This is a genomic window from Pseudomonas sp. NPDC096925 (assembly GCF_044762545.1).
In the GTDB taxonomy this organism is placed as follows: Bacteria; Pseudomonadota; Gammaproteobacteria; order Pseudomonadales; family Pseudomonadaceae; genus Aquipseudomonas.
This window is the reverse complement of the sequence record NZ_JBIWEM010000006.1, coordinates 271,710-294,367: the sequence shown is the minus strand read 5'-3', so window position 1 is coordinate 294,367 and position 22,658 is coordinate 271,710. Positions and strand designations below refer to the sequence as shown.

21 protein-coding genes and 1 pseudogene are annotated in these 22,658 nt (G+C 65.0%); 9 read left to right on the top strand and 13 right to left on the bottom strand.

Features of this window, described 5'->3' with window-relative positions; genetic code table 11:
- Positions 1-58: 58 nt before the first annotated feature.
- The 3 genes from ACIQYU_RS18675 (at position 59) to ACIQYU_RS18665 (ending at position 2,166) form a co-directional block, all read left to right on the top strand.
- Positions 59-550 (top strand): EF-hand domain-containing protein, encoded by a 492-nt coding sequence (locus tag ACIQYU_RS18675; protein ID WP_207837390.1) that lies wholly within the window; start codon positions 59-61, stop codon positions 548-550.
- A gap of 76 nt (positions 551-626) precedes the next feature.
- Positions 627-1,475, top strand: coding sequence for a DUF692 domain-containing protein (locus ACIQYU_RS18670; protein ID WP_233694272.1), 849 nt, complete (start codon positions 627-629; stop codon positions 1,473-1,475).
- Positions 1,468-2,166 carry a DUF2063 domain-containing protein gene (locus tag ACIQYU_RS18665; RefSeq protein WP_207837385.1) on the top strand — a complete coding sequence of 233 codons (699 nt, stop codon included), beginning with the start codon at positions 1,468-1,470 and terminating at the stop codon, positions 2,164-2,166. The genes ACIQYU_RS18670 and ACIQYU_RS18665 overlap by 8 nt, the downstream gene beginning before the upstream one ends.
- A 75-nt stretch (positions 2,167-2,241) precedes the next feature.
- Here ACIQYU_RS18665 and ACIQYU_RS18660 read toward each other — a convergent pair whose 3' ends face one another.
- The 4 genes from ACIQYU_RS18660 to ACIQYU_RS18645 all read right to left on the bottom strand — a co-directional run bounded on the left by ACIQYU_RS18660 (position 2,242) and on the right by ACIQYU_RS18645 (position 5,634).
- Positions 2,242-2,730 (bottom strand): DoxX family protein, encoded by a 489-nt coding sequence (locus ACIQYU_RS18660; protein WP_207837383.1) that lies wholly within the window; start codon positions 2,728-2,730, stop codon positions 2,242-2,244.
- Between the two features lie 14 nt (positions 2,731-2,744).
- The gene (locus ACIQYU_RS18655) at positions 2,745-3,362 is read right to left on the bottom strand and encodes a ferric reductase-like transmembrane domain-containing protein (RefSeq protein ID WP_207837381.1); all 618 of its coding nucleotides are present in this window, start codon (positions 3,360-3,362) and stop codon (positions 2,745-2,747) included.
- Between the two features lie 248 nt (positions 3,363-3,610).
- Complete coding sequence (locus ACIQYU_RS18650; protein WP_241106489.1) at positions 3,611-4,897, bottom strand: HAMP domain-containing sensor histidine kinase; 1,287 nt, start codon at positions 4,895-4,897, stop codon at positions 3,611-3,613.
- Positions 4,894-5,634 carry a response regulator gene (locus ACIQYU_RS18645; protein WP_003250463.1) on the bottom strand — a complete coding sequence of 247 codons (741 nt, stop codon included), beginning with the start codon at positions 5,632-5,634 and terminating at the stop codon, positions 4,894-4,896. The genes ACIQYU_RS18650 and ACIQYU_RS18645 overlap by 4 nt, the downstream gene beginning before the upstream one ends.
- Before the next feature lie 221 nt (positions 5,635-5,855).
- Between ACIQYU_RS18645 and ACIQYU_RS18640 the strand changes: the two genes are divergently transcribed.
- Entirely contained in the window at positions 5,856-6,131 is a 276-nt protein-coding gene (locus tag ACIQYU_RS18640) for a DUF2790 domain-containing protein (RefSeq protein WP_233694274.1), read from the top strand.
- Positions 6,121-6,657 carry a thioredoxin family protein gene (locus tag ACIQYU_RS18635; protein ID WP_233687780.1) on the top strand — a complete coding sequence of 179 codons (537 nt, stop codon included), beginning with the start codon at positions 6,121-6,123 and terminating at the stop codon, positions 6,655-6,657. Before ACIQYU_RS18640 ends, ACIQYU_RS18635 begins: the two co-directional genes overlap by 11 nt.
- A 116-nt stretch (positions 6,658-6,773) precedes the next feature.
- Here ACIQYU_RS18635 and ACIQYU_RS18630 read toward each other — a convergent pair whose 3' ends face one another.
- On the bottom strand, positions 6,774-7,622 hold the full coding sequence (locus ACIQYU_RS18630; protein WP_207837376.1) for a shikimate dehydrogenase: 849 nt from the start codon (positions 7,620-7,622) through the stop codon (positions 6,774-6,776).
- A complete protein-coding gene (gene aroQ / locus ACIQYU_RS18625) occupies positions 7,619-8,068 on the bottom strand; it encodes a type II 3-dehydroquinate dehydratase (protein ID WP_207837374.1) in 450 nt (149 codons plus the stop codon). The genes ACIQYU_RS18630 and aroQ overlap by 4 nt, the downstream gene beginning before the upstream one ends.
- A gap of 237 nt (positions 8,069-8,305) precedes the next feature.
- On the opposite strand from aroQ, the gene ACIQYU_RS18620 reads away from it, so the two are divergent.
- Genes ACIQYU_RS18620 through ACIQYU_RS18610 form a run of 3 tightly spaced genes read left to right on the top strand, consistent with a single transcriptional unit; the run spans position 8,306 to position 13,911 of the window.
- Positions 8,306-9,559 carry a TolC family protein gene (locus ACIQYU_RS18620; protein WP_207837371.1) on the top strand — a complete coding sequence of 418 codons (1,254 nt, stop codon included), beginning with the start codon at positions 8,306-8,308 and terminating at the stop codon, positions 9,557-9,559.
- Positions 9,552-10,748 carry an efflux RND transporter periplasmic adaptor subunit gene (locus ACIQYU_RS18615; protein WP_207837368.1) on the top strand — a complete coding sequence of 399 codons (1,197 nt, stop codon included), beginning with the start codon at positions 9,552-9,554 and terminating at the stop codon, positions 10,746-10,748. The genes ACIQYU_RS18620 and ACIQYU_RS18615 overlap by 8 nt, the downstream gene beginning before the upstream one ends.
- Positions 10,749-10,764: 16 nt before the next feature.
- Complete coding sequence (locus ACIQYU_RS18610) at positions 10,765-13,911, top strand: efflux RND transporter permease subunit (RefSeq protein WP_402801403.1); 3,147 nt, start codon at positions 10,765-10,767, stop codon at positions 13,909-13,911.
- A 94-nt stretch (positions 13,912-14,005) separates the two neighbouring features.
- Here the strand turns inward: ACIQYU_RS18610 and ACIQYU_RS18605 are convergent, their stop codons facing one another.
- The 6 genes and pseudogenes from ACIQYU_RS18605 to ACIQYU_RS18580 all read right to left on the bottom strand — a co-directional run bounded on the left by ACIQYU_RS18605 (position 14,006) and on the right by ACIQYU_RS18580 (position 20,745).
- A complete protein-coding gene (locus ACIQYU_RS18605) occupies positions 14,006-15,343 on the bottom strand; it encodes an MFS transporter (protein WP_207837362.1) in 1,338 nt (445 codons plus the stop codon).
- Between the two features lie 219 nt (positions 15,344-15,562).
- Entirely contained in the window at positions 15,563-17,713 is a 2,151-nt protein-coding gene (locus ACIQYU_RS18600; protein WP_241106493.1) for a TonB-dependent siderophore receptor, read from the bottom strand.
- 70 nt (positions 17,714-17,783) lie between these two features.
- Complete coding sequence (locus ACIQYU_RS18595; protein ID WP_233694278.1) at positions 17,784-18,194, bottom strand: DUF2946 family protein; 411 nt, start codon at positions 18,192-18,194, stop codon at positions 17,784-17,786.
- Between the two features lie 59 nt (positions 18,195-18,253).
- Positions 18,254-18,388 (bottom strand): annotated as a pseudogene (locus ACIQYU_RS18590) (ParA family protein); the annotation flags it as partial.
- A 227-nt stretch (positions 18,389-18,615) separates the two neighbouring features.
- Entirely contained in the window at positions 18,616-20,187 is a 1,572-nt protein-coding gene (locus tag ACIQYU_RS18585; RefSeq protein WP_233687775.1) for a sensor domain-containing diguanylate cyclase, read from the bottom strand.
- A 78-nt stretch (positions 20,188-20,265) separates the two neighbouring features.
- Positions 20,266-20,745, bottom strand: a complete 480-nt coding sequence (locus ACIQYU_RS18580) for a hypothetical protein (RefSeq protein WP_233687774.1) — start codon at positions 20,743-20,745, stop codon at positions 20,266-20,268.
- Between the two features lie 188 nt (positions 20,746-20,933).
- On the opposite strand from ACIQYU_RS18580, the gene ACIQYU_RS18575 reads away from it, so the two are divergent.
- Positions 20,934-21,257, top strand: coding sequence for a hypothetical protein (locus ACIQYU_RS18575; protein ID WP_233687773.1), 324 nt, complete (start codon positions 20,934-20,936; stop codon positions 21,255-21,257).
- Positions 21,258-21,310: 53 nt separating this feature from the next.
- On the opposite strand, the gene ACIQYU_RS18570 is transcribed toward ACIQYU_RS18575, so the two are convergent.
- Positions 21,311-22,651, bottom strand: a complete 1,341-nt coding sequence (locus tag ACIQYU_RS18570; protein ID WP_207833865.1) for an OprD family porin — start codon at positions 22,649-22,651, stop codon at positions 21,311-21,313.
- Positions 22,652-22,658: the final 7 nt, after the last annotated feature.

The following is a 22,658-nucleotide window of genomic DNA, read 5'->3' as shown; positions in this document are numbered from 1 at the left end:
CCACGACATACCGCAACGGCCTAATGGCTCCACATTCCAACCACAGTGGAGCAACACCATGACTCAAGTACGAAACACCCTCGGCCTGCTCGGCGCTGCCCTGATCGGCAGCATGGCTTTGAGCAGCAGCGCCTTTGCCGTCGAGCCGTTGGCCCAGGGTTACCAGCTGGCTTCGGCCAAGGTGGCCGGCGAGGGCAAGTGTGGTGAAGGCAAATGTGGTGGCAGCGCCAAGGCCACCCAGGGCGAAGGCAAATGTGGTGAGGGCAAGTGCGGCGCCAGCGCCAAGGCCGGTGCCGAGGGCAAGTGTGGCGAGGGCAAGTGTGGTGATGCCTCGTTCGCCAAGACCGACAGCAACCACGACGGCAAGGTCTCGCGCGACGAGTTCCTGGTGGTGGCCAAGGACCGTGCCGGCGACTTCGACAAGATCGACCGCAACCATGATGGCTTCATCTCCGAGCAGGAAGCCGCGGATCACCTCAAGGCGATCTACCAGGCTAATGGCAAGGCCATGCCCGAAGGCTTGTTCAGCCACCTGACCGGCAAGCCCTGACCTTCTGCCCCACGAACCGCGCAACGCCCCTCCTGCTGGTCAGGCGGGGCGTTGTGCCTGTTGCGGAGACCTGCTCATGCACCCCACATCTTTGTCTCCCGTCCCTTTACGGGTCGGGCTCGGCCTGCGCCGCGGGCTGTTGCCGGAACTGCTGGCCATGGAAACTGACGCCGTGGACTTTCTCGAATGCGCACCGGAAAACTGGATTGCCGTAGGTGGTGCCTACGGCAAGGGGCTGGCGCAGCTGGCCGAGCGTTTTGCCATTACCTGCCACGGGCTATCGTTGTCGCTGGGTGGCAGCGAGCCGCTGGACCGACATTTCCTTGGCCAGACCCGCCAGTTTCTCGATCGCCATCAGGTACGCCTGTACAGCGAGCACCTGAGCTACTGCAGCGATGACGGGCACCTGTACGACCTGATGCCAATTCCATTCACTGACGAAGCGGTGCGCCATGTGGCCGCGCGGATTCGCCAGGCCCAGGAATACCTGGAACGGCGCATTGCCGTGGAAAACATCAGCTACTACGCCGCGCCGTACCAGGCGATGAGCGAACTCGATTTCATCCGTGCGGTACTTGATGAGGCCGACTGCGACCTGCTGCTGGACGTCAACAACGTCTTCGTCAACGCCTGCAACCACGGCTATGACGCCCGCGAATTCCTTGCAGGCTTACCCCTGGCGCGGGTGGCCGGCATGCACGTGGCCGGCCATTACGATGAAGCGCCGGACCTCAAGGTAGATACCCACGGGGCTGCGGTAAAGGAAGATGTATGGGCGCTGTACGCGGTCGCCTGTGCGCGCTTCGGTGTGCAACCGACCGTGCTCGAGCGTGATTTCAACTACCCGCCGCTGGCCGAACTGCTCGCCGAAACGGCGCGCATCAGCACTGTGCAGCGTGTTTCGGGAGGGCATGCAAATGAATGAGACCTTGCGTGAGCAGCAGTACACCTTGGCCCGGCACCTGCGTGACCCGCAGCGCCATGCGCCGCCGCCTGGCATAGAGGCCCGGCGGCTGAAGATCTACCGCGAGCTGTTCTATGGTGCTATCGAAGGTTTGCTGGCCGGCAGTTTTCCGGTGATGCGCCAGGCGTTGGGCGAACAGCGCTGGCATGCGCGAGTGCGAGATTTCTATGCCAACTATCGCAGCCAGACACCGTTGTTCACCGAGATTGCCGAAGCGTTCGTCGAGTACCTGCAAGGCATCGAGCTGGATGCGCCCTGGCAGTTGGAGCTGGCGCACTATGAGTGGGTCGAGGCGCAGTTGTATCTGAGCGATGCCGAGGACCCGGCCCATGACCCGGCAGGCGACCTGCTGGAAGGGGAGCCACTGTTGTCGTGCGTGGCACGGGTGTTGGCCTATCGCTGGCCGGTGGAGCGGATCGGGGCGGATTACCAGCCAGCGGTCGCGCCAGAGACGCCGACCTTGTTGCTGGTTTATCGCGATGCGGAGTTGAAAGTGCGCTTCGCGCGCCTGGCACCGCTGGCGTACCGGTTACTGGCCTTGGAACAGGGCAGTGGGCGGGTGCGGTTGGAGGCGTTGGGAGGTGGTATGGAAGAGGGGTTGGCGTTGCTGGAGGGGCTGCGCGAGCAGGGGGTTATCATCGGTACAGGTTGAATCGTTGGTATGGGGGGCGCTTTGCGCCCCATCGCCGGCAAGCCGGCGATGGGCTGCAACGCAGCCCCGGCGAAATCACCTGCAGAACCGCCCCCTGAGCCAATGATCCAGGCTCAACCTCCCAGCCCCTTTCAGCAGCAGTGGCAGCAACGCCACCAGGTAGATCAGCGGCAACTTGAAGTTGCCAAAACCCTGGTCGGTAATCGCATACCCTTGGGCCAGCTCGGCCAGGCTCGACCAGTGCGCCGGCCAATGCACCGCGGCAATCGCCACCACGGTCAGCACCATCAGCCCCAACGAGGCCAGCCGGGTACCTAGCCCCAGCAACAGCAGTAACGGCAGGATCAGCTCCGCCCACATCGACAGCTGCCAGTTCAGCTCTGCAGGCAGCAGGTTGAAGGGGAACGGGAAGTTCGCTTGCAGGTCGGCGAACCAGTTGCTGCCATTGAATTTCTCCCAGCCGGATTCGAAAAATTCCCAGGCCAGAAACAGCCGCAACGGCAGGTCGGCGCTCCAGGTACCGAAACGGTCGAAGGTGGTCAGGGTGCGGGTCAAGGTAGTCATGCTGGTTTCTCTCTTCAGGAAAGGGCACGGGCGTTACGGCGTTGCTGACGGGCCAGCTTGGCGGTGAGCTTGACGGCGATGGCGCTGAACATCAGGGCGAACGCCAGCGGGTACCAGCCGCCCATGGGGATGCGTTTGTAGAACGACAGGCAGAACACCGCGGCCAGTACCCACATGCCGGTGCTGTGCAGGGCCTGCCAGGCACGGCCACCCAACAGGCGCATCGGGGCCTTGAACGAGGTGATGGTCAGCAGCAGCAGGAACAGGTAGCCGAGGGTACCGGGCAGGCTGGAGGTGAGCGTGCGGCCGGCCCAGAACAGCTCGGGGAATTGCTGGGCGTAGCGGTAGATCAGTACGCCATGCACGGTGTGGGAAAAGGCGAATGCCAGCCCCAGATAGCGCCGTTCCTGGAGGAGGCGGCGGCTGCTTGTGCCAGGCAGCAGGGTCACCAGCGACGAAGCCAGGAAGGCCAGCAGGAATAGCGCGAAGGAGCTGCGCGCAGTGGCACGGATCGCGCTGCGCAGGCCGTCGGGATCAGGTTGGCTGGCCAGGACCATGGCGGTCATCGCCAGGGTCAGGCCGGCGAGCGTGGCGAACAGCTTCCAGCCGGAGGGAAGGGTGAGGGGTTTCATCAGGGAGGCTCCCGGGGTGTGGTTGTGTGACCGGAAGTGTGTCGGGGAGGGGTATCTGCAGTGTGTCGGCGGTGGTGGGGTTGTGTATCGGATTGTAGAAGTCGCTCAAGCGCCGCAGTCCCTGTAGGAGCGGCCTTGTGTCGCGATGGGCTGCGAAGCAGCCCCAGGTTTTCAGCTTCGGCGCATGAATTGCCGGGGCCGCTTTGCGGCCCGATCGCGACACAAGGCCGCTCCTGCCTGAGATTGCCTTACCTCAGCTCGATCTGCGCGCACAGCCCGCCGCTTGCGCGATTGCTCAGGGTCAGTCGGCCACCCATGGCCTGGATCAGCTGGTGGGCAATCGCCAACCCCAGCCCGGTGCCGCCGGTGCTGCGGTTGCGTGAGCCTTCCACGCGATAGAACGGCTTGAGCACTTCATCCAGTTCGTCACCAGGTATGCCTGGCCCGTTGTCGAGCACGCGGATCACGGTCATGTCACCCTCGCGGCCCACCTCCAGCTCGGCAGCACCGGCAAACTTGAGAGCGTTGTCCACCAGGTTCACCAGCACCCGTCGCAGCGCATGGGGGCGAGTTTCCAGCAGGCTGCCGCTGCTGCCATGGCGCTCGACCCGGGCGCCACTGTCCTGGTAGTCGAACACCAGGCTGTCGAGGAAGGCATCGAGGTTCACCCGGCACGGTGCCTCGGTGCTGGTGTCCATGCTGCGGGCATAGGCCACGCCTTCGCGCACCAGGTGTTCCATCTCGCCCAGGTCGCTCCACAGCTTGTCCTTTTCAACCCCGTCGTCCATCACTTCGACGCGCAGTTTCATGCGCGTGATCGGCGTTTGCAGGTCGTGGGAAATGGCTGCCAGCAACTGCATGCGTTCCTTGAGGTAGGCAGCGATGCGCGCCTGCAGGGCGTTGAAGGCCACGGCGGCGTAGCGCACCTCGCGCGGGCCGCTTTCATCCAGCTGCACGCCAGGCTTGTCCGGGTCGAGGTTGTCCACCGCGTGGGCCAGGCGGGTCAGCGGGCCGATCGCCAGGCGTACCGCCAGCCAGGTGCACAGCAACAGCACGGCCAACTGGATCAGCAACACCACGGGCAGCCAACGTGCCACCGGAACCGGCGATGGGGTTACGTCGATGGTCAGCGGTGCGCCATCAGCTAGGGTCAGGTGTGCCTGGAAGTGCGCGTTCGGGCCGGGGATTTCCTGGAAGGAAAGGCGATAGTCGGCGCCAATGGCCTTGACGATCGAGTCGGCAGCCATGGGCGGGTCGCTGCTGGGCATGGCTTCGCCCGCCAGGCCATGGTCCAGCCGGTAGCGGTAGGTACGCCGCTCCAGGCGTGGCAACCAGGCGGCGCGCTCGGCCGCGGGCAGGCGGTCGAGGATGGCCACCGAGGTGGCCACGTCCTGCTCCAGGGTGCTGAGCATCATCGAGCGGCTGCTGATGTAGCGCTCGTAGGCCTGCAGGCCGAACGACAGGCCGTAGGCCAGCACCAGGCCGGTGAAGAAGATCAGTGCCAGGCGCGAGGCCAGGGTACGTGGCCACTTCATGATGGCGACTCGAGCAGTTGCACCGGCAGCGAGAACACGTAGCCCTCGCTGCGCACGGTCTTGATGCAGCTGGGTTCGCGGGCGTCGTCTCCCAGGCGCTGGCGCAGGCGGCTGACCAGCAGGTCGATGGAGCGGTCGAAGATGTCGGCTTCGCGGCCTTGGGTCAGGTTGAGCAACTGCTCACGGCTCAGCACCCGCTGCGGGTGGTCGAGAAACACCCGAAGCAGGCGATATTCGGCACCACTCAGGGCAACCAGGGTGCCTTCGCTGTCGAGCAGATGGCGCGCGGTGGTGTCCAGCCGCCACTGGCCGAAGCCGAGCAGGCGGCTGCTTTCGCTGATGGTCAGGTTGGGCGGCAGCATGCGCGTGCGGCGCAGCACGGCGTTGATGCGGGCCAGCAGTTCGCGAGCCGAGAACGGTTTGGTCAGGTAATCGTCGGCGCCCATTTCCAGGCCGATGATGCGGTCGGTTTCGTCGTTGCGCGCGGTCAGCATCAGCACCGGGGTGTTGCGGTGCTTGCCGGCGCGCAGCTCGCGGCACAACAGCAGGCCGTCGTCGCCGGGCATCATGATGTCCAGGACGATCAGGTCGACGCTGTTGGCTTCGAGAAAGGCGCGCATCTGCCGGCCGTCGGCGACGATGCTGGTGCGCAGGCCGTTCTTTTTCAGGTAGTTGCCGACCAGTTCGCGGATTTCGCGGTCGTCGTCGACGATCAGGATGTGATCGACGTGTTCCATGCGCTGCGTTCCTGTGCAAGAGGGGATGGGCGCAGTGTACCGAGCGTGTTCGCCCTTGCCTGCGGGGTTTTGTATTGCAGTGTATCTGGCGTGCGGACAGACACAGGAGGAAGCACATCACCGCTTCGGGCGACACATACGGGATACCTGGCTGGCGTGAAATGGCTCTCGACCGGGGAGCACACCTCCCCACCCCCAAAGCGTTACACAGGAGAGATGCCATGAAACTCAATACCTTCGTCAGTGCCAGCCTGTTCGCCGTGCTCAGCTTCGGCGCCATTGCCGCCCAGGCCTCCACGATGCCGATGAACGATACCGGGGTCATGCAGTACCGCTACGGCGACCACCTGGATGTGAAGAAAGTGCTGTCGATACAGGATGACCAGAGTGATGCTTGCGGCCTGGTGAACACCCGCATGGACTACCTCGACTCCAAGGGCCAGCAGCAGAGCGTGCAGTACCGTACCTACGCCACCGGCGGTTGCCATGAGAATTGATCGCCGCTTGTTGTTGAAGGTTGGCGGCATTGCCCTGGCGCTGGCCGGCCTGGGCCTGGCTGGGCACCTGATGGCCCGCGACAGCTACGGTGCCATGCCGTCGCTGTCGGGAGCCAGCCAGTGGCTCAATTCGGCGCCGCTGGATGGCCCCGGGCTCAAGGGCAAGGTGGTGCTGGTGGACTTCTGGACCTGGGACTGCATCAACTGCCGGCGCAGCCTGCCCCATGTGAACGAATGGGCGCGGCGCTATGCCGACCAGGGCCTGGTGGTGGTCGGCGTGCACACCCCGGAGTACGACTACGAGCACGATGTGGGCACCTTGCGTGACAAGGTGGCCAGGCTGGGGATCGGTTACCCGGTGGCGGTGGATAACGACTACAAGGTGTGGAATGCCTGGGGCAACCAGTTCTGGCCGGCGCACTACTTTGTCGACCGCAAGGGGCAGGTGCGCCATGTGCACTTTGGCGAGGGGGATTATGGGGGGCAGGAGCAGGTTATACAGGCTTTGCTGGATGAGAAAGAGTAAGTGGTCTGTGCCGGCCTCTTCGCGGGCTTGCCCGCTCCCACGGGTACTGCACCGCTTGCAGGCTGTGCGATCCCTGTGGGAGCGGGTTCACCCGCGAAGAAGCCAACAACGATCTGTCAGGTGAAACTGGCGAAATGCGCCTGCATCCGCGCCGCATCCGCCTGGCGCCCGCTGAACAGCTCGAACGCCTTCACCGCCTGGAACACGGCCATATTGCTGCCGTCCAGGGTGCGGCAGCCCAGTGCCCGGGCGGCGCGCAGCAGTTCGGTTTCCAGCGGGAAGTAGATGATCTCCGCCACCCACAACCGCGCATGCAGCAGCTCCACCGGCAGCGGCGTGCCCGGCAGCTTGGCCATGCCCACCGGCGTGGTGTTGACCAGCCCGTCCGCCTCGGCCAGGGCCGTGGCCAGGTCAGTGCCGACCACGGCGCGCCCGGCACCGAAATGGGCATTCAGGTTGTCTACCAAGGCTTGCGCACGGGCCGCATCCACTTCGAACAGCACCAGCCGCTCGACCCCTTCACCCAGCAGGGCATGGGCTACGGCGGAACCGGCGCCACCGGCACCCATCTGCACCACCTGGCGCCGTGCCACGTCGGGCAGGCCACGGCGCATACCTTCGGCAAAGCCCAGGCAGTCGGTGTTGTGACCGACCCGCTTGCCGTCCTTGAGCACCACGGTGTTCACCGCGCCGATGCCGCGGGCTTCGTCCGACAGTTCGTCGAGCAACGGCAGGATCGCCTGCTTGAACGGGTAGGTGATGTTGAGCCCGGTAAAACCGGTGTGTTGGGCGGCGTCGAGCAAGCCGGGCAGGGCGCTGTCGTCCAGGTGCAGCTGGTCGGCATCGATCAGCCGGTACAGGTAGCGCAGCGCCTGGGCATCACCTTCGTGTTCGTGCAGGGCTGGGGTGCGCGACAGCTGGATGCCGCGGCCGATCAGGCCGGCGAGGATGGCTTGCTGGCTCATGCGCCGTGCTCCTGCACCCTTTCGGCGAAGTGGCTGATGGCCATGCGGTAGCCATGGCTGCCCAGGCCGCAGATGACCCCGACGGCGATGGACGAGATGAACGACAGGTGACGGAACGGTTCACGCTTGTGCACGTTGGACAGGTGCACTTCGATAACCGGCACTTCGCTGGCCACCAGGGCATCGCGGATGGCCACTGAGGTATGGGTCCAGGCACCGGGGTTGATCACGATGCCGGCGCAGCGACCACGAGCGGCATGGATCCAGTCGATCAGTTCGCCTTCGTGGTTGGTTTGGCGGAATTCAATTTCCAGGCCATGGGCATGGGCAGTATCGGCACAACCCCGGGCCAGGTCGGCGAGGGTTTCGTAGCCGTACTGGGCAGGCTCGCGGGTGCCCAGCATGTTCAGGTTGGGGCCGTTGAGCACGAGAATAATGGGCTTCATTACGGGCATCGCTTTGTTGTTGTTGGATTCACCTAGTTTTGTACCGCCTGGTTAGTTTAGTCAATTGGACTAAACCGCTGTGCCAGGAAAGTGGGCGATTATCGAACCCTGCATGTACACATCCCCGGTAGGAGAGAACGCAGGCTGGATTACAGAATTGTAATTTTTCCGCCACCCCCCCGATAAGCACGGCTTTTTACAGTTCCTCGCCAAAGCTCGCCGACGAGGACCTGTTTCGTGCCCATTCACCGCAAGACCGCCTTGCTCTGCCTGTTGCTGGCCGGCGCCGCCAGCGCCCAGGCCAGCCAGAGCCTGAGCCTGCCCCAGGCGCTTGACGCCGCCTTTGCCCAGAACCCGGAACTGGCCGCGGCTGGCCGGGACATCGGCATTGCCGACGGCGAGCGGCGCCAGGCCGGGCTAATCCCCAACCCGGAACTGTCCTGGGAGGTCGAGGACACCCGGCGTGACACCAGCACCACCACTGTCACCCTCAGCCAAGCGCTGGAGCTGGGCGGCAAGCGCGGCGCACGCATCGCCGTGGCCGGTGCCGGCCAGGCCATTGCCCAACTGGACCTGGAGCGCCAGCGCAACGGCCTGCGCGCCGATGTGGTGCAGGCCTTCCATGCGGCCTTGCGCGCGCAGACTGCGCTTGAACTGGCGCAGCAATCGCAGGCGTTGACCGAGCGTGGGCTGCGGGTAGTGCAGGGGCGGGTGACCGCCGGCCAGTCATCGCCCGTGGAGGCCACCCGGGCCCAGGTGCAGCTGGCCCAGGCCCAGGCCGAAGTGCGCCGTGCACAAACCCAGCGCAGCGTGGCCTATCAGGCCCTGGCACGGTTGACCGGCAGCCCGTTGGCAAGCTTCGACCAGTTGCAGGCCGCCGACCTGTCCCCCGGTGACGCGCCCAGCGCCGACGCCCTGCTCAGCCAGGTCGAGCAGACGGCCGAATGGCGCCTGGCCGCCGCCCAGGTCGAGCGCGGCGACGCGTCCCTCGGGTCGGAAAAGGCCCTGCGCATTCCCAACCTCACCGTCAGCCTGGGTAGCCAGTACAGCCGCGAAGACCGCGAGCGAGTCAATGTGGTGGGCCTGTCGATGCCCTTGCCGTTGTTCGACCGCAACCAGGGCAACGTGCTGGCCGCGGCGCGCCGTGCCGACCAGGCGCGTGACCTGCGCAACGCCGTGGAGCTGCGCTTGCGCAGTGAAACCCGCAGCGCCGTCAGCCAGTGGGCCACGGCCATGCAGGAAGTGCAGGCCTACGACCGCACCATCCTGCCTTCTGCGCAGCAGGCCGTGGACACCGCCACCCGCGGTTTCGAAATGGGCAAGTTCGCCTTTCTCGATGTACTCGATGCCCAGCGCACGCTGATCGAGGCACGCGGGCTGTACCTCGAGGCACTGGCCTCGGCGACCGACGCGCGGGCGCAGGTCGAGCGGATCTATGGCGACCTCGATGGCCTGAGCAACAAATTGAACAGCAGGAGCAACAATGACTAATCCACGCAAGATAGCCCTTCTGGCTGCCGCCATTGCCGCGCTTGGCCTGGGTGGCCTGGCCTGGACCGACAACCTTGGCAAGGCGTCGAGCACGCAAGCCCGGCACGACGATCACGGCGACAGCCACGGCCACGGCGAGGAACAGGCCGGCGAAGGCCACGAAGAAGAAGAGGGCAAGCTGCACCTGTCCATCGCCCAGATCGAAGCGGCCGGTGTGCAACTGGCCAACGCCGGCCCTCGTGAGCTGGGTACCGCCATCAGCTTCCCGGGTGAAATCCGCTTTGACGAAGACCGTACCGCCCATGTGGTGCCACGCGTGCCCGGCGTGGTCGAGGCGGTGCAAGCCGAGCTGGGCCAGGCGGTCAGGCGCGGCCAGGTGCTGGCGGTAATCGCCAGCCAGCAGATTTCCGACCTGCGCAGCGAGCAACAAGCTGCCCAGCGCCGCCTGGAACTGGCGCGCCTGACTTTCCAGCGCGAACAGCAGCTGTGGCAGGAACGCATCAGCGCCGAGCAGGATTACCAGCAGGCCCGCCAGGCCTTGCAGGAAGCCGAGATTGCCCTGGCCAACGCCCGGCAGAAGGTCGCCGCCGTGGGGCCGGCCGGCACCGGCAACCGCTATGAACTACGCGCGCCGTTCGATGCAGTGGTGGTGGAAAAGCACTTGACCGTGGGCGAGGTGGTCGATGAGACCAGCAACGCCTTCACCCTGTCTGACCTGAACCGGGTCTGGGCCACCTTCGCCGTCGCCCCGCGCGATCTGGACAAGGTGGTCACCGGCCGCAATGTCACGGTCAGCGCGCCGGACCTGGGGGCCCAGGTCGAGGGCAAGGTCAACTACGTTGGCAGCCTGCTCGGCGAGCAGAACCGCGCTGCCACTGTCCGCGCCACCCTGGCCAACCCCAACGGCGCCTGGCGCCCGGGGCTGTTCGTCAATGTTGCGGTCAGCGTCGAGCGCTTCAAAGCCGCCGTGGTGGTGCCGGAAAGCGCCCTGCAAACCTGGGAGGAGCAGACCGTGGTGTTTGCCCGCACCGAGGAAGGCTTCGAGGCCCGCCCGGTGAAGACCGGCCGCCGCGACGCCGGTCAGGTGGAAATCACCACCGGCCTTGCCGCCGGAACCCAGGTGGCCGCCGCCGGCAGCTTTGTCCTCAAGTCCGAGCTGGGCAAGGGCTCGGCCGAGCACAGCCATTGATCACGGGGACGCCTGCATGTTCGAACGCCTGATCCAATTTGCCATCGAGCAGCGCCTGGTGGTGATGCTGGCCGTGGTCCTGATGGCTGCGGTGGGTATCCACAGCTACCAGAAACTGCCGATCGACGCTGTACCGGATATCACCAACGTCCAGGTGCAGATCAATACCGCCGCGCCCGGCTATTCGCCGCTGGAGACCGAGCAGCGCATCACCTTCGCCATCGAGACCGCCATGGCCGGCCTGCCTGGGCTCAAGCAGACCCGCTCGCTGTCGCGCTCGGGCCTGTCGCAGGTCACGGTGATTTTCGACGACGGCACCGACCTGTTCTTCGCCCGTCAACTGGTCAACGAGCGCCTGCAAGTGGCACGCGAGCAGTTGCCCGATGGCATCGAAGCGGGCATGGGGCCGATTTCCACCGGGTTGGGTGAAATCTTCCTGTGGACGGTGGAGGCCGAGCAGGGCGCGCTGAAGGAGGACGGCACGCCCTACACCCCGACTGACTTGCGGGTGATCCAGGACTGGATCATCAAGCCGCAACTGCGCAATGTACCCGGGGTGGCCGAGGTCAACAGCATCGGTGGCCATGCCAAGCAGTACCTGATTGCGCCGGAGCCCAAGCGCCTGGCGGCCTACAAGCTCACCCTCAACGACCTGATCGCGGCGCTGGAACGCAACAACGCCAACGTCGGCGCCGGCTACATCGAGCGCAATGGCGAGCAGTTGCTGATCCGCGCGCCAGGCCAGGTGGCATCGGCCGAGGACATCGCCAACATCGTCATCTCCAGTGTCGACGGCACGCCAATCCGCGTCAGCCATGTTGCCCAGGTCGGCCTGGGCGAAGAGCTGCGCTCGGGCGCGGCTACCGAAAATGGCCGGGAAGTGGTGCTGGGCACGGTGTTCATGCTGATTGGCGAGAACAGCCGCACGGTGTCACAGGCGGTTGCCGCCAAGCTGGTGGAGATCAACCGCAACCTGCCCAAGGGCGTGGTCGCGGTGACGGTGTACGACCGCACCAATCTGGTGGAAAAGGCCATCGCCACGGTGAAGAAGAACCTGGTCGAAGGGGCCATCCTGGTCATCGCCGTGTTGTTCCTGTTCCTGGGCAACATCCGTGCTGCGCTGATCACCGCCATGGTCATTCCGTTGTCGATGCTGTTCACCTTCACCGGCATGTTCAGCAACAAGGTCAGCGCCAACCTGATGAGCCTGGGCGCACTGGACTTCGGCATCATCGTCGACGGCGCGGTGGTGATCGTGGAGAACGCCATCCGCCGCCTGGCCCACGCCCAGCAACGCCATGGCCGCATGCTGAGCCGCGCCGAGCGCTTCCATGAAGTGTTTGCGGCCGCCCGTGAGGCGCGCCGGCCGCTGATCTACGGCCAGTTGATCATCATGGTGGTGTACCTGCCGATCTTTGCCCTGACCGGGGTGGAGGGCAAGATGTTCCACCCTATGGCCTTTACCGTGGTCATCGCCCTGCTCGGTGCCATGATCCTCTCGGTTACCTTCGTGCCAGCGGCCATTGCCCTGTTCGTCACTGGCAAGGTCAAGGAAGAGGAAGGCCTGGTAATGCGCACGGCGCGCCAGCGCTATGCCCCGGTGCTGGCCTGGGTGCTGGGCCGGCGCAAGCTGGCGTTCGCCGCCGCCGCCACCCTGGTGTTGTTGTCCGGGGTAATGGCCAGCCGCATGGGCAGCGAGTTCATCCCCAGCCTCAGCGAAGGCGACTTCGCCCTGCAGGCCCTGCGCGTGCCGGGCACCAGCCTGTCGCAATCGGTCGACATGCAGCAGCGTCTGGAACAGGCGATCATTGCCCAGGTGCCGGAAGTGGAGCGGGTGTTCGCCCGCACCGGCACCGCCGAGATCGCCTCCGACCCGATGCCGCCGAACATATCCGACGCCTATGTGATGCTGCGTCCGCGTGAGCAATGGGGCGACCCGGGCAAGCCGCGTGATGAGCTGATCGCTGAGGTACAACGTGCCGCTGCCAGCGTGCCAGGCAGCAACTACGAGCTGTCGCAGCCGATCCAGTTGCGCTTCAACGAGCTGATATCGGGGGTGCGCAGCGATGTGGCGGTCAAGCTGTTCGGTGACGACATGGACGTGCTCAACCGCACCGCCGCGCAGATCGCCAGCAGCCTGCAAGGTGTGCCGGGCGCGTCCGAGGTAAAGGTCGAGCAGACCACTGGCCTGCCGGTGCTGACCATCGATATCGACCGCGACAAGGCGGCACGCCATGGCCTGAACGTGGGCGACGTGCAGGACGCCATTGCCATTGCCGTGGGGGGCCGCACGGCCGGCACGCTGTACGAAGGTGACCGCCGTTTCGACATGGTGGTGCGCCTGTCGGAAACCCTGCGTACCGATGTCGACGGGATGGCCAGCCTGCTGATTCCGGTGCCGGCCAGCGCTGCAGCGGGTGCCGGGCAGATCGGCTTCATCCCGCTGTCGCAGGTGGCCACGTTGAACCTGCAGCTGGGGCCGAACCAGGTCAGCCGCGAGGATGGCAAGCGGGTGGTAGTGGTCAGTGCCAACGTGCGCGGGCGTGACCTGGGCTCGTTCGTCGAGGAGGCCGAACAGACGTTGATCGAGCAGGTGCAGATACCACCGGGTTACTGGACACGCTGGGGTGGCCAGTTCGAGCAGCTGCAGTCGGCGGCCGAGCGTCTGCAGGTGGTGGTACCGGTGGCCTTGCTGCTGGTCATGGCACTGTTGCTGATGATGTTCAACAACCTCAGGGATGGCCTGCTGGTGTTCACCGGCATTCCGTTCGCCCTCACTGGCGGGGTGCTGGCGCTGTGGTTGCGGGACATCCCGTTGTCCATATCCGCTGGCGTGGGGTTCATTGCCTTGTCGGGGGTGGCGGTGCTCAACGGGCTGGTGATGATCGCCTTTATCCGTGGCCTGCGGGAGGAGGGGCGTACGCTGCGGGCGGCCGTCGAGGAGGGCGCGCTGACGCGCTTGCGGCCGGTGCTGATGACGGCACTGGTGGCGTCGCTGGGGTTCATTCCGATGGCTTTGGCTACCGGGACCGGGGCCGAGGTGCAGAGGCCGCTGGCGACCGTGGTGATTGGCGGGATTCTGTCCTCCACTGCACTGACCTTGCTGGTGTTGCCGGCGTTGTATCAGTGGGCGTATCGGCGCGAAGAGGTGCAGGAGGGTTGAGCCCCCGGGGCCGCGTTGCGGCCCTTCGCGGGCTTGCGCGATCCCTGTGGGAGCGGGCAAGCCCGCGAAGGGCTGCAAAGCAGCCCCCAAAATATCAAACGGTACTACGGGCTCCGGGCCGCGCGCTCTCCGTTCCCGCCTCATCATGCAACGAAATCCGCGAAGTCTCCGGCAACGCCAACCCACCCACCAAGGCCACCAGCGCAATCACCACCAGGTAGAACGCCGGTGCCAGGCTGCTGCCGGTCTGCCCGATCAGCCAGGTCGCCACCAATGGCGCGGTGCCGCCAAACAGGGTATAGGCCACGTTGTAGGTAATCGCCGAAGCGGTATAGCGGGTGCGGGTAGGGAAGCTTTCCGACAGCAATGCCGCCGTGACCACACCACTGCACAATGCCCCCACTGCCAGCAGGATCACCCCCAGCAGCGCGCCGGACATCGAGCCGGAGCTGGCCAGCCAGTACGCCGGGAACACGCACAGCATCACCCACAGGCAGGTAAAGCCGATGGTCTTGCGCCGCCCTACGCGGTCCGAGAACGCGCCGGCCAGCGGGCAGCCGACGGCGGCGAACAACAGGGCCACGGTGGTCACCAGCAGCGATTGCGCGCGGGTCAGGTTGCCGACCAGTTGCAGGTAGGTGGCGAAGTAGGTGGTGAACATGTAGAACGACAGCGCGGTCAGCGAGATGAAGGCCCCCAGATTGCGGATCGCCCGGCCATGGTTGCGCAGGGTTTCCTTGAGCGGCGAATGTTCATGCTCCTTGCCCTGGGCGATGGCTTCGCGGAACGCCGGAGTTTCTTCCATGCGCCAGCGCAGGTACAGGCCGACCAGCCCCAACGGTGCCGCGATCAGGAACGGGATGCGCCAGCCCCAGGCATTCATCGCTTCGGCCGACAGGCTGGCTTCCAGGCCATAGGCGATCACTGCCGCACAGGCAAACGCGGAAAAGGTCGAGACCGGCACGAAGCTGCCATAGAAGGCGCGCTTGTCGTTGGGCGCGTGCTCCATCAGGTAGGCGCAGGCCCCGGCATATTCGCCACCGGCAGAAAAGCCCTGCAGGCAGCGCGCCAGGGTCAGCAGTGCGGGGGCTGTCAGGCCGATGCTGGCGTAGGTCGGCAGCAGGCCGATCAGGGTCGTGGAGCCGGCCATCAGCAGGATGGTCAGCGACAGGATGCGCTTGCGCCCCAGGCGGTCACCCAGCGCGCCGAACACGATGCCGCCCAGCGGGCGCAGGGCGAAGGCTACGGCGAACACCGCAAAGGTCTTGAGCAAGGCCACGCTGGCGTCTTCGCCGGTGAAGAACTGGCTGGCGATCAGGGTAGCGAGAAAGCCGTAGACGGCGAAGTCGAACCATTCGACGAAATTGCCGATGGCCGAGGCGGCTATCACCCGGCGCAGTGTGGCGGGGGATACCTCGTGAGGTGTGGGCATGCGAGTGCTCTCCGGTTCCATTGGCAGGCATGATGAAAGTGGCGCGGTCGGGCCGCGCCATCATTGTTGTGCTTGCCAGTAGATAACCGGGCGCTGGAGAACGCTTTGTCGAGGGCGACCTCGGGATACCTGAATCAACCGCGAGTTGTTCGCTTTGCGCGGTCCGCTCCCACAGGAGCCAACGCAGGCCGGGGTGTTCATGCAAGACAAGCCATGCGCTCAGAAACGCATGTCCAGCGCCAGTTCGAAAGTGCGCGGCGGCCCCATGTAGTACTGGTTGTTGTAGGCCTGCTTGGCATACACCTCGTCGGTCAGGTTGCGTACCCGCCCGGTGAGTGAGGTGTGTTCATCCAGCCGGTAGCGGGCGAACGCGCCGAACAGGGTGTAGGCCGGGGCCTTGAGGCTGTTGGCATTGTCGGCATACACCGAGCCCACATAGCGCCCGTCTGCCCCCACCGACCACGCCGGGGTCAGGCTGTAGGTCAGCCACAGGTTGGCGATGTTGCCCGGTACGTTCACCGGTGCGTTGCCCTTGCGCGACACCGACACGCCATTGACCGCCTCGTTGAACTCGTCGTACTGCGCATCGACGTAGGCATAGTTGGCCTCGGCCAGCAGCTTTGGTGTCACCTGCAGCCGCCCGGACAGCTCGACACCGCGCGAGGTCTGCTGCCCGGCCTGGACCGTGAGGTTGGCGTCGTTGGCGTCGCGCACGGCGAAGTCCTTGCGCACGATCTGGTACAGCGCCAGCGTGGCCGCACCGCGCCCGTCGAGAAAGTCGAACTTGCTGCCCACTTCCCACTGCTCGCCCTTGGACAGGTCGAACAGCCCGACGTTGGAGTAGGTCGCTGCCGCCAGCGAGCCGGCCGGCAAGTCGGCGGAGGTACTGTACTGCGCATAGAGGCTGGCCGAGGGCGTCAGCGCATAGGTCAGGCCGATACGCCCGGAAAGCGGCTCCCAGCGCCGCTCGAAGAACGCCGGCGAGGTTGGCGTCACCGCGCCGTAGTTGGTCACTTGCATGTCCAGGTAGTCGTAGCGCAAGGCGGTCAGCAGGGCCAGGCGTTCGGTGAGTTGCAGGCGGTTTTCGGCAAACACTGCGCGGTTGGTCACCTCGTGACGGCGTTGCTTGGTCAGGCCGGCATTCACCCCGGGGATGTCGTCGAAGCTGCCGGGGTCGAAGTGCTCGGCATCGACCACGTCGCTCCAGCTGCTCGAGGTGGGGTAGAGGGTCTGGCGCATGCGCGAATACTCCAGCCCCAGTGACCACTGGCTGGCCAGGCCGAGCAGCTGGTTGTCGTGGCGCAGCTCGATGCGGTCGCCCAGCAGGTTCTGGTCATGGCGCTGCAGGTAAGGGCTGCTGCGGCGTACCTTGCCATCGTCGGTGTAGCTGTAGCGTTCGAGGTTGCGGTAGTCGCGCTGGGCGTTGTAGTGGTACAGCGTGTTCTGCACGCTGGTGCTGTCGCTGAGCTGGTAGTCGAGGATCGAGCGCAGCCAGCGTACCCGCTGCTCATAGCGCCCGTCGCCGACGTTGTAGTTTTCGAAGCGGCGGCTGTTGTCGATTTTCATCGTGCTGCGCCCGGGCAGGATCGGTGAGCCCCAATACGGGCTGTCTTCGCGATCTTCCTGGTACTCCACGGCCAGGGTATGGGTGAGGTTGGGGGCGAGGTCGCTGAGCAGCGAGAAGGCCAGGCTGTCGGTGTGCCGTTCGTTGCGGTCGATGTAGCCGTTGCCATGCCCACGGCTGAAGTCCAGGCGCATGAAGTGGCGGGCATCGGCGGGGTTGCTGGCCAGTGCCTGGTTGATGCCGAACGCCACTTCGCTGTCGTCGAAGCTGCCATAGCGGATACGGCCGTCGATGGTCTGTTGATCGCGGCTGGCCAACTTGGTGATGTAGTTGATCGAGCCGCCTACCGCGCCCGCACCATGCAGGAACGACGACGGCCCGCCGATCAGCTCGACGCGGTCGAGCACCCAGGCATCCACTGGCCGGGTGGCGCTGCTGTAGCCCAGGTTGATGCCGTTGTACAACTGGGTAACCTGGTTCTGGGTGAAGCCGCGGTAGGCGACGAAGCCGCCAAAGCCGGGGTTGGCCGAAGCGTTGACGCCGGTCATGGCGTTGATCACGTCCTGGCTGTCCTTGGCGTCGCGCTCTTCGATCAGGCGGCGGTCCGAGACACTGACCGAGGCAGGCGTTTCTCGTGCGGTGAGGCCCAGGCGCGAGCCGGTACGGATCGGCTCGTCCAGTTGCACGCCGCTGGCGGCGTCGCGTTCACCGTCGATGGTGGTGGCGCTCAGTTCAACCGGGGCAGCGTCCGCCCAGGCAAGGCTGCAGGTGCCCATGAGGAGCACCAGGGAGGTATTGCGAAGCATGTTGGTGTGTCTTCCACGCAAAGGTCATGGCTGACCGCGAGCGCGCGCAATCAGGCGCGCCCGGCTGAGGTCAGGCGAAATGAAGTACGGCTGCGGGGAAAGAGGCGGGGGAGGCGCGGGGGTTGAGGGCGGGGCGTTGATAGCGTGGCGGCGGTTGCGCCCAGCTGCGCACCACGATGGGCGAGGTGGCCACGGCTTGCGCCGGGGTGAACGACCAGCCGCCGCTGCTGAGCGGCACGGCCAGGCTGAACGAGGAACACACTGGGCAGTCGAGCTGGGCCATGTGCTGGTCGCCGCCCGCGCCATCCAGGTCGATGGCTACACCGTGTTCGCTGTTGACCGAGCAGAAACCGCCTTCCAGGCCGGCCAGGCGCAGGCCACCCATCTGGCCGTGGTGCAGGCCGCACAGCACCAGGCTGAACAGGACGCTGGCGTAGAGCGTCCAGGCAGTCAGCGTGCGGGTGTGCCGGGTGGTTTTCATGGCGGCGAATCTATCATCCGGATGAACGCTCGGGTAGTGCTTCGGGCTCAAGATTTTTAGTAGGTGGCATTGGTCTGCGGGTCGAGGTCGACCAGCAAGGTCCGGTAGCCTTCGGCGGTACTGGCGGCGGCAAGGTTGCAGGCGATGCTGGACTTACCGACACCGCCCTTCTGATTGAAAACCACAGGACGCATGAGGCGTTCATCCATGACTGAAACGCGACAGTTTCATGACAAGGATTGTTACAGCCAGCTAAGTTCATTTCTTCATGTGGCAATGGGGCTGCCTTGAGCGGTGTAGTGTCTGTTCCGGCCCTTTTGCGGGTGAACCCGCTCCCACAGGTTATGCACCATCCTTAAGGGCGGCGGGGTGTGGGAGCGGGTTTACCCGCGAAGATGCCAGAACAGGCAAGCAAGGGCGCTCAGGCAACGACTACTCGATTACGCCCCTGCTGCTTGGCCCGGTAAAGCGCCTGGTCAGCCTCGCTCAACGCATCCCCCGGTTCGCTATCGGCCTCGCCATCCCAACGCGCAACCCCTAGCGACACCGTCACCGCCCCCGCCGGCTCCACCGGGGTATCCTGCACCGTCACCCGCAGCCGTTCGGCCACCGCTGCTGCAACGTCCAGGCTGGCCCCTGGCAGCAGCATCAGGAACTCTTCGCCGCCGGTGCGGCACAGCAGGTCACCCTCGCGGCAGCAGCGGCGCATCAGCTCTGCGAGCCGGCGCAGCACCTGGTCACCTATTTCATGCCCGTGGCAGTCATTTACCCGCTTGAAATGGTCGATATCCAGCACGATGGCCGCAAATGCCCGACCCTCGGCTTCCAGCAACGACAGGCTGAACTCCAGGCTGCGGCGGTTGCCCAGGCCGGTCAGCGGGTCGGTCTGGGCGTCGCGGTTGAGCCGGCCAATACGTTCCTGCAGCAGGTTGAGCCCGAACAGCAGCGCGCGCTTGAGCTCGGCCGCTTCGAAGTACCAGGCTGGTACCCGATGCAGGCGCTCGGCAGTGCCGGCACGGTCCATCGAGCGGGCGCCGGCGGCAAGCTGCCACAGCGGCCGGGCGATGGTCATGGCCAGCCACCACAGCAGCAAGCTGCCCACCAGCGCCAACGGTACGGAGGTGCCGACCACGTTGAGGATCAGGTTGCTCAGTGGCGCCAACGTCTGAGTCAGCGGCTGCTGCGCCACCACGCCCCAACCGGTGCTGGGTACGGTGGCGAACCCGGCGAGCATTTCCACGCCGAGGCTGTTGGTCAGTTGCCGGGTACCGCTGCCCAGGGTCGTCAGCTGGTCGATCAATGCGTTGCCTTCAACCACCGTGCCCACGCGCTGGCTGTCGGGGTGGTACAGCAGACGGCGGTTGCGGTCGACCACGTACAGGTAGGAGCCGTCCTTGTAGAAGTGCTCGCCCAGCAGGCTGTTGAGGATGTTGTGTTTACGCAGGTACAGGCTGCCGCTGACATACCCCAGGTAGCGGCCATTGCTGTCGAAAATGGGTTGCGACAGCGCCACCACCAGGTTATTGGCCGCCGTCACGTAAGGCGTCGACACCAGTGCTCGGCGCGCGTGCAGCGCCTCTTGAACGCCGGGCGACTGCATGTGCCTGCCGACCAGGTGCCGCAACGGGGCGGGGGAAATCGCCAGCAGCACCCCGTTGGCATCGATCACGAACGTGGAGTTGAAGGCCAGGCTCTGGCTCAGGACACGCTCGGTCTCTGCCTGCAGGGCAACGGCGTCACCGAACTGCCGGCCTTGCACGCCAGCGCTGAACGACAGTTGCTGTAAAGCGTTGCCGATAAAGGTCTCGGTGATGGTGGCCAGTTTCATCGCGTACACCCGGTTGGCTTCCAGGGCGTGGTCGATGAGCAGTTGGCGCTGCACCCGGTAGCTGGCGAAATAGCTGGCGCACAGCATGACCACGGCGGTAAGGGCGCAGAGCACCAGAATGAGTGTGCGTAAATCCAGGCGCAATCCGTGCTTGGTGTGTGGCAATCCTGACCTCGGGTGATCGAAAAACAGCTATGAAATGGGAATAACCTTACGCGTTATGGCCGCAGCGGGGAACCACGCTCAGGAGCCTGCCTTTTCCAGCGCGTCCAGTTCGTCTTCGACCTGTTGCATGCGCTGCTCGGCCAAGGCCTGCACCTTCGCGTCGCGGGCGGTCTCGCGCATCAGGGCGGTCAGCTTCTCGCTCAGGCGCTTGCCGGCCTCGGTGTCTTCCAGGGCACGGGCCTTGGCCGGGTCCTGGGTGGCCTCGACGATGGTGGCGAACTCGGCATCGCTGAAGTTCTTTTCGCTGTACAGCCGGAACAGGTCCTGGCGCTGGTCCTCGACGGTCAGGTACTTGCGCAGCACGCCCTGGATGGTCGCCTGCGACAGCTGCGGGTGTGTGCGGCCGAGCAGCGCTGCCATGCGCTCGATGTTGTGCGTGTAGGCATCCTGCAGCGGCAGCTGGGCCAGGATTTGTTCTTCACGGGAGGGTTGCTGGTCGCAGGCGGTGAGGGCGGCAGTCAGCAGCAGGGGCAACAGCAACTTCTGGAAGCGAGGCATGGCGTGGCCTGGTTGGGCAGTGAGTGCTGCCGATTATACCGATGTCGGCCGTTGTGGCTGCGCTGGCAGGTCAGAAAGTGCCTACAAAGATGCTGCTCAGCTAATCGACGCGTTCATTTCAAAACCTGCCCGGGTTGCTTACCTTCCGAGGTGCACGGATTTTTCAATGCACCCAAGGGAGATTCACGATGACGCACATGGCCCTGTACAAACTCAAACTGCTGGACGAGTTCGAAGACCGCAGAGACCTGTGGACCTTCGGTGATTTCGAGAACAGGTTGATGGACCTGTGGCGTGGAGCGACGCGGCATGACGCCAAAGGCATCATCCATGCGGCGCACAAGGAAAGGCGCTGGCCCAGGACCGTGAAGCGCTACCTGCTGACCAATTACCGGGTGTTTGGCAATGTCAGCTCAGAGCTGGAGCGGACCTTTGCCGAGGTGGTGGCGACGCTGAGTGCGCAGGAACGGGCGGAGTGGGGGGTGCAGCCTGTTGGCAGTTCGGTCGTCTGATCGGTTTTTGGGGCCGTCATGCGGCCCCAGGATCTTTCCGACCACGCGATACATCAGAACTCACCCCCCAACGGCCATTCCACCGCCAACCGTATCTGGTCCCCATCCAGCTCCGCCTGCGCCGTGTTGCCCCGATGCACGTCATGGCGCAGCGAAAACACGGTGCCCTTGGCCTTGCCACTCTGTACCACATACCGTGCCTCGAGGTCGCGCTCCCAATGTTTGCCCCCCTTGCCATACCCCAGGTACGCATACCCGCCTGCAGGGTCGACATGAGTGCCGTCGATATCGAACCCGCGCACGTACAATGCCGTCAGGTTCAACCCTGGCACGCCGTAGGCGCCCATGTTCAGGTCATAACGCGCCTGCCACGACTTCTCGTTCGGCGCGTTGAAGTCCGACATCTGCACCGCGTTGGCAATGAAGATCGCCCCCCGCGTCACGTAGTCGAATGGCGTGTTGCCGTCCACCTGCTGCCAGCCCAGGCTGAAGCCGTGCGGCCCGTGGTTGTAGCGTGAGACCAGGCTCCAGGTGGTGTTGTCGATGCGCCCGGACAGCGCCTTGCCGGTGTCGGTGGTGCGGTACAAGTTGAGGTCGAGGCTGAGGCTGCGGCGCTCATCCAGGGCATGGCTGAGGGTGCTGCCCAGGTAGTGCTGGTTCCAGCTGTCCTGGTAGCGGGAGGTGTACAGGCTGCCGCTGAAGGCGGCGCCGGGGTTCCACACCACGCCAGCCAGGTCGAAGCTGTTGCCCTGGCGGCCGTTGGAGTAGTTCACCACGAAGCCCTGGTCGTGGCTGGAAGCATTACGGTCGGTACTCTCGTTGAAGTGCCCGGCCACCAGCTTCAGGGTGTCGAATTCGTTGCTGGCAAGGAAGAAACCGGTGGCTGTCTCGGGTAGCAGGCGGCTGTCCGAAGAGCTGAACACCGGGGTCTTGACCCGTTGCTCACCGTAAGACAGCACGGTATTGGACATGCGCAGTTTCAGTGCCGCGCCGGCACGGCTGTATTCGTTTTTCGGGTGCCCCTCGTTATCCACCCCGAGCAAGCGCGCCTTGCCTGCGCGCCCGCCGCCGCTGTCAAGTTGCACACCCAGGTAGGCGTGGGCATCGACCCCGACACCGATCAGCCCCCGGGTGAAGCCGGACTGAAAGGTGCCCATCAGCCCATAGGCCCATTCCTCGGCCTTGCCGTTACGTTCACTGCGCGGCTTGTAGGCGTTGCGCGCGGCACTGTTGCGCCCGCCATGCTTGTAGTCGCGCTGGTCGAATACGCTGCGGTTGAGCAGGCTCCAGCGGCCATCCTCGACAAAGCCGTTGCTTTGCGACTGGGCGGATTCGGCCAGCGCGGCCGGTGCTAGCAGGGTGCCGGTGAGCAGCAGGGCGACAGGGCGCGGCATGGGCAAA

What these genes read in the sequence shown, in the direction of transcription:
- ACIQYU_RS18675 (WP_207837390.1), top strand. Translation starts at nt 59, where the DNA reads ATGACTCAAGTACGAAACACCCTCGGCCTGCTCGGCGCTGCCCTGATC.
- ACIQYU_RS18670 (WP_233694272.1), top strand. Translation starts at nt 627, where the DNA reads ATGCACCCCACATCTTTGTCTCCCGTCCCTTTACGGGTCGGGCTCGGC.
- ACIQYU_RS18665 (WP_207837385.1), top strand. Translation starts at nt 1,468, where the DNA reads ATGAATGAGACCTTGCGTGAGCAGCAGTACACCTTGGCCCGGCACCTG.
- ACIQYU_RS18660 (WP_207837383.1), bottom strand. Translation starts at nt 2,730, where the DNA reads ATGACTACCTTGACCCGCACCCTGACCACCTTCGACCGTTTCGGTACC.
- ACIQYU_RS18655 (WP_207837381.1), bottom strand. Translation starts at nt 3,362, where the DNA reads ATGAAACCCCTCACCCTTCCCTCCGGCTGGAAGCTGTTCGCCACGCTC.
- ACIQYU_RS18650 (WP_241106489.1), bottom strand. Translation starts at nt 4,897, where the DNA reads ATGAAGTGGCCACGTACCCTGGCCTCGCGCCTGGCACTGATCTTCTTC.
- ACIQYU_RS18645 (WP_003250463.1), bottom strand. Translation starts at nt 5,634, where the DNA reads ATGGAACACGTCGATCACATCCTGATCGTCGACGACGACCGCGAAATC.
- ACIQYU_RS18640 (WP_233694274.1), top strand. Translation starts at nt 5,856, where the DNA reads ATGAAACTCAATACCTTCGTCAGTGCCAGCCTGTTCGCCGTGCTCAGC.
- ACIQYU_RS18635 (WP_233687780.1), top strand. Translation starts at nt 6,121, where the DNA reads ATGAGAATTGATCGCCGCTTGTTGTTGAAGGTTGGCGGCATTGCCCTG.
- ACIQYU_RS18630 (WP_207837376.1), bottom strand. Translation starts at nt 7,622, where the DNA reads ATGAGCCAGCAAGCCATCCTCGCCGGCCTGATCGGCCGCGGCATCCAG.
- aroQ (WP_207837374.1), bottom strand. Translation starts at nt 8,068, where the DNA reads ATGAAGCCCATTATTCTCGTGCTCAACGGCCCCAACCTGAACATGCTG.
- ACIQYU_RS18615 (WP_207837368.1), top strand. Translation starts at nt 9,552, where the DNA reads ATGACTAATCCACGCAAGATAGCCCTTCTGGCTGCCGCCATTGCCGCG.
- ACIQYU_RS18610 (WP_402801403.1), top strand. Translation starts at nt 10,765, where the DNA reads ATGTTCGAACGCCTGATCCAATTTGCCATCGAGCAGCGCCTGGTGGTG.
- ACIQYU_RS18605 (WP_207837362.1), bottom strand. Translation starts at nt 15,343, where the DNA reads ATGCCCACACCTCACGAGGTATCCCCCGCCACACTGCGCCGGGTGATA.
- ACIQYU_RS18600 (WP_241106493.1), bottom strand. Translation starts at nt 17,713, where the DNA reads ATGCTTCGCAATACCTCCCTGGTGCTCCTCATGGGCACCTGCAGCCTT.
- ACIQYU_RS18595 (WP_233694278.1), bottom strand. Translation starts at nt 18,194, where the DNA reads ATGAAAACCACCCGGCACACCCGCACGCTGACTGCCTGGACGCTCTAC.
- ACIQYU_RS18580 (WP_233687774.1), bottom strand. Translation starts at nt 20,745, where the DNA reads ATGCCTCGCTTCCAGAAGTTGCTGTTGCCCCTGCTGCTGACTGCCGCC.
- ACIQYU_RS18575 (WP_233687773.1), top strand. Translation starts at nt 20,934, where the DNA reads ATGACGCACATGGCCCTGTACAAACTCAAACTGCTGGACGAGTTCGAA.
- ACIQYU_RS18570 (WP_207833865.1), bottom strand. Translation starts at nt 22,651, where the DNA reads ATGCCGCGCCCTGTCGCCCTGCTGCTCACCGGCACCCTGCTAGCACCG.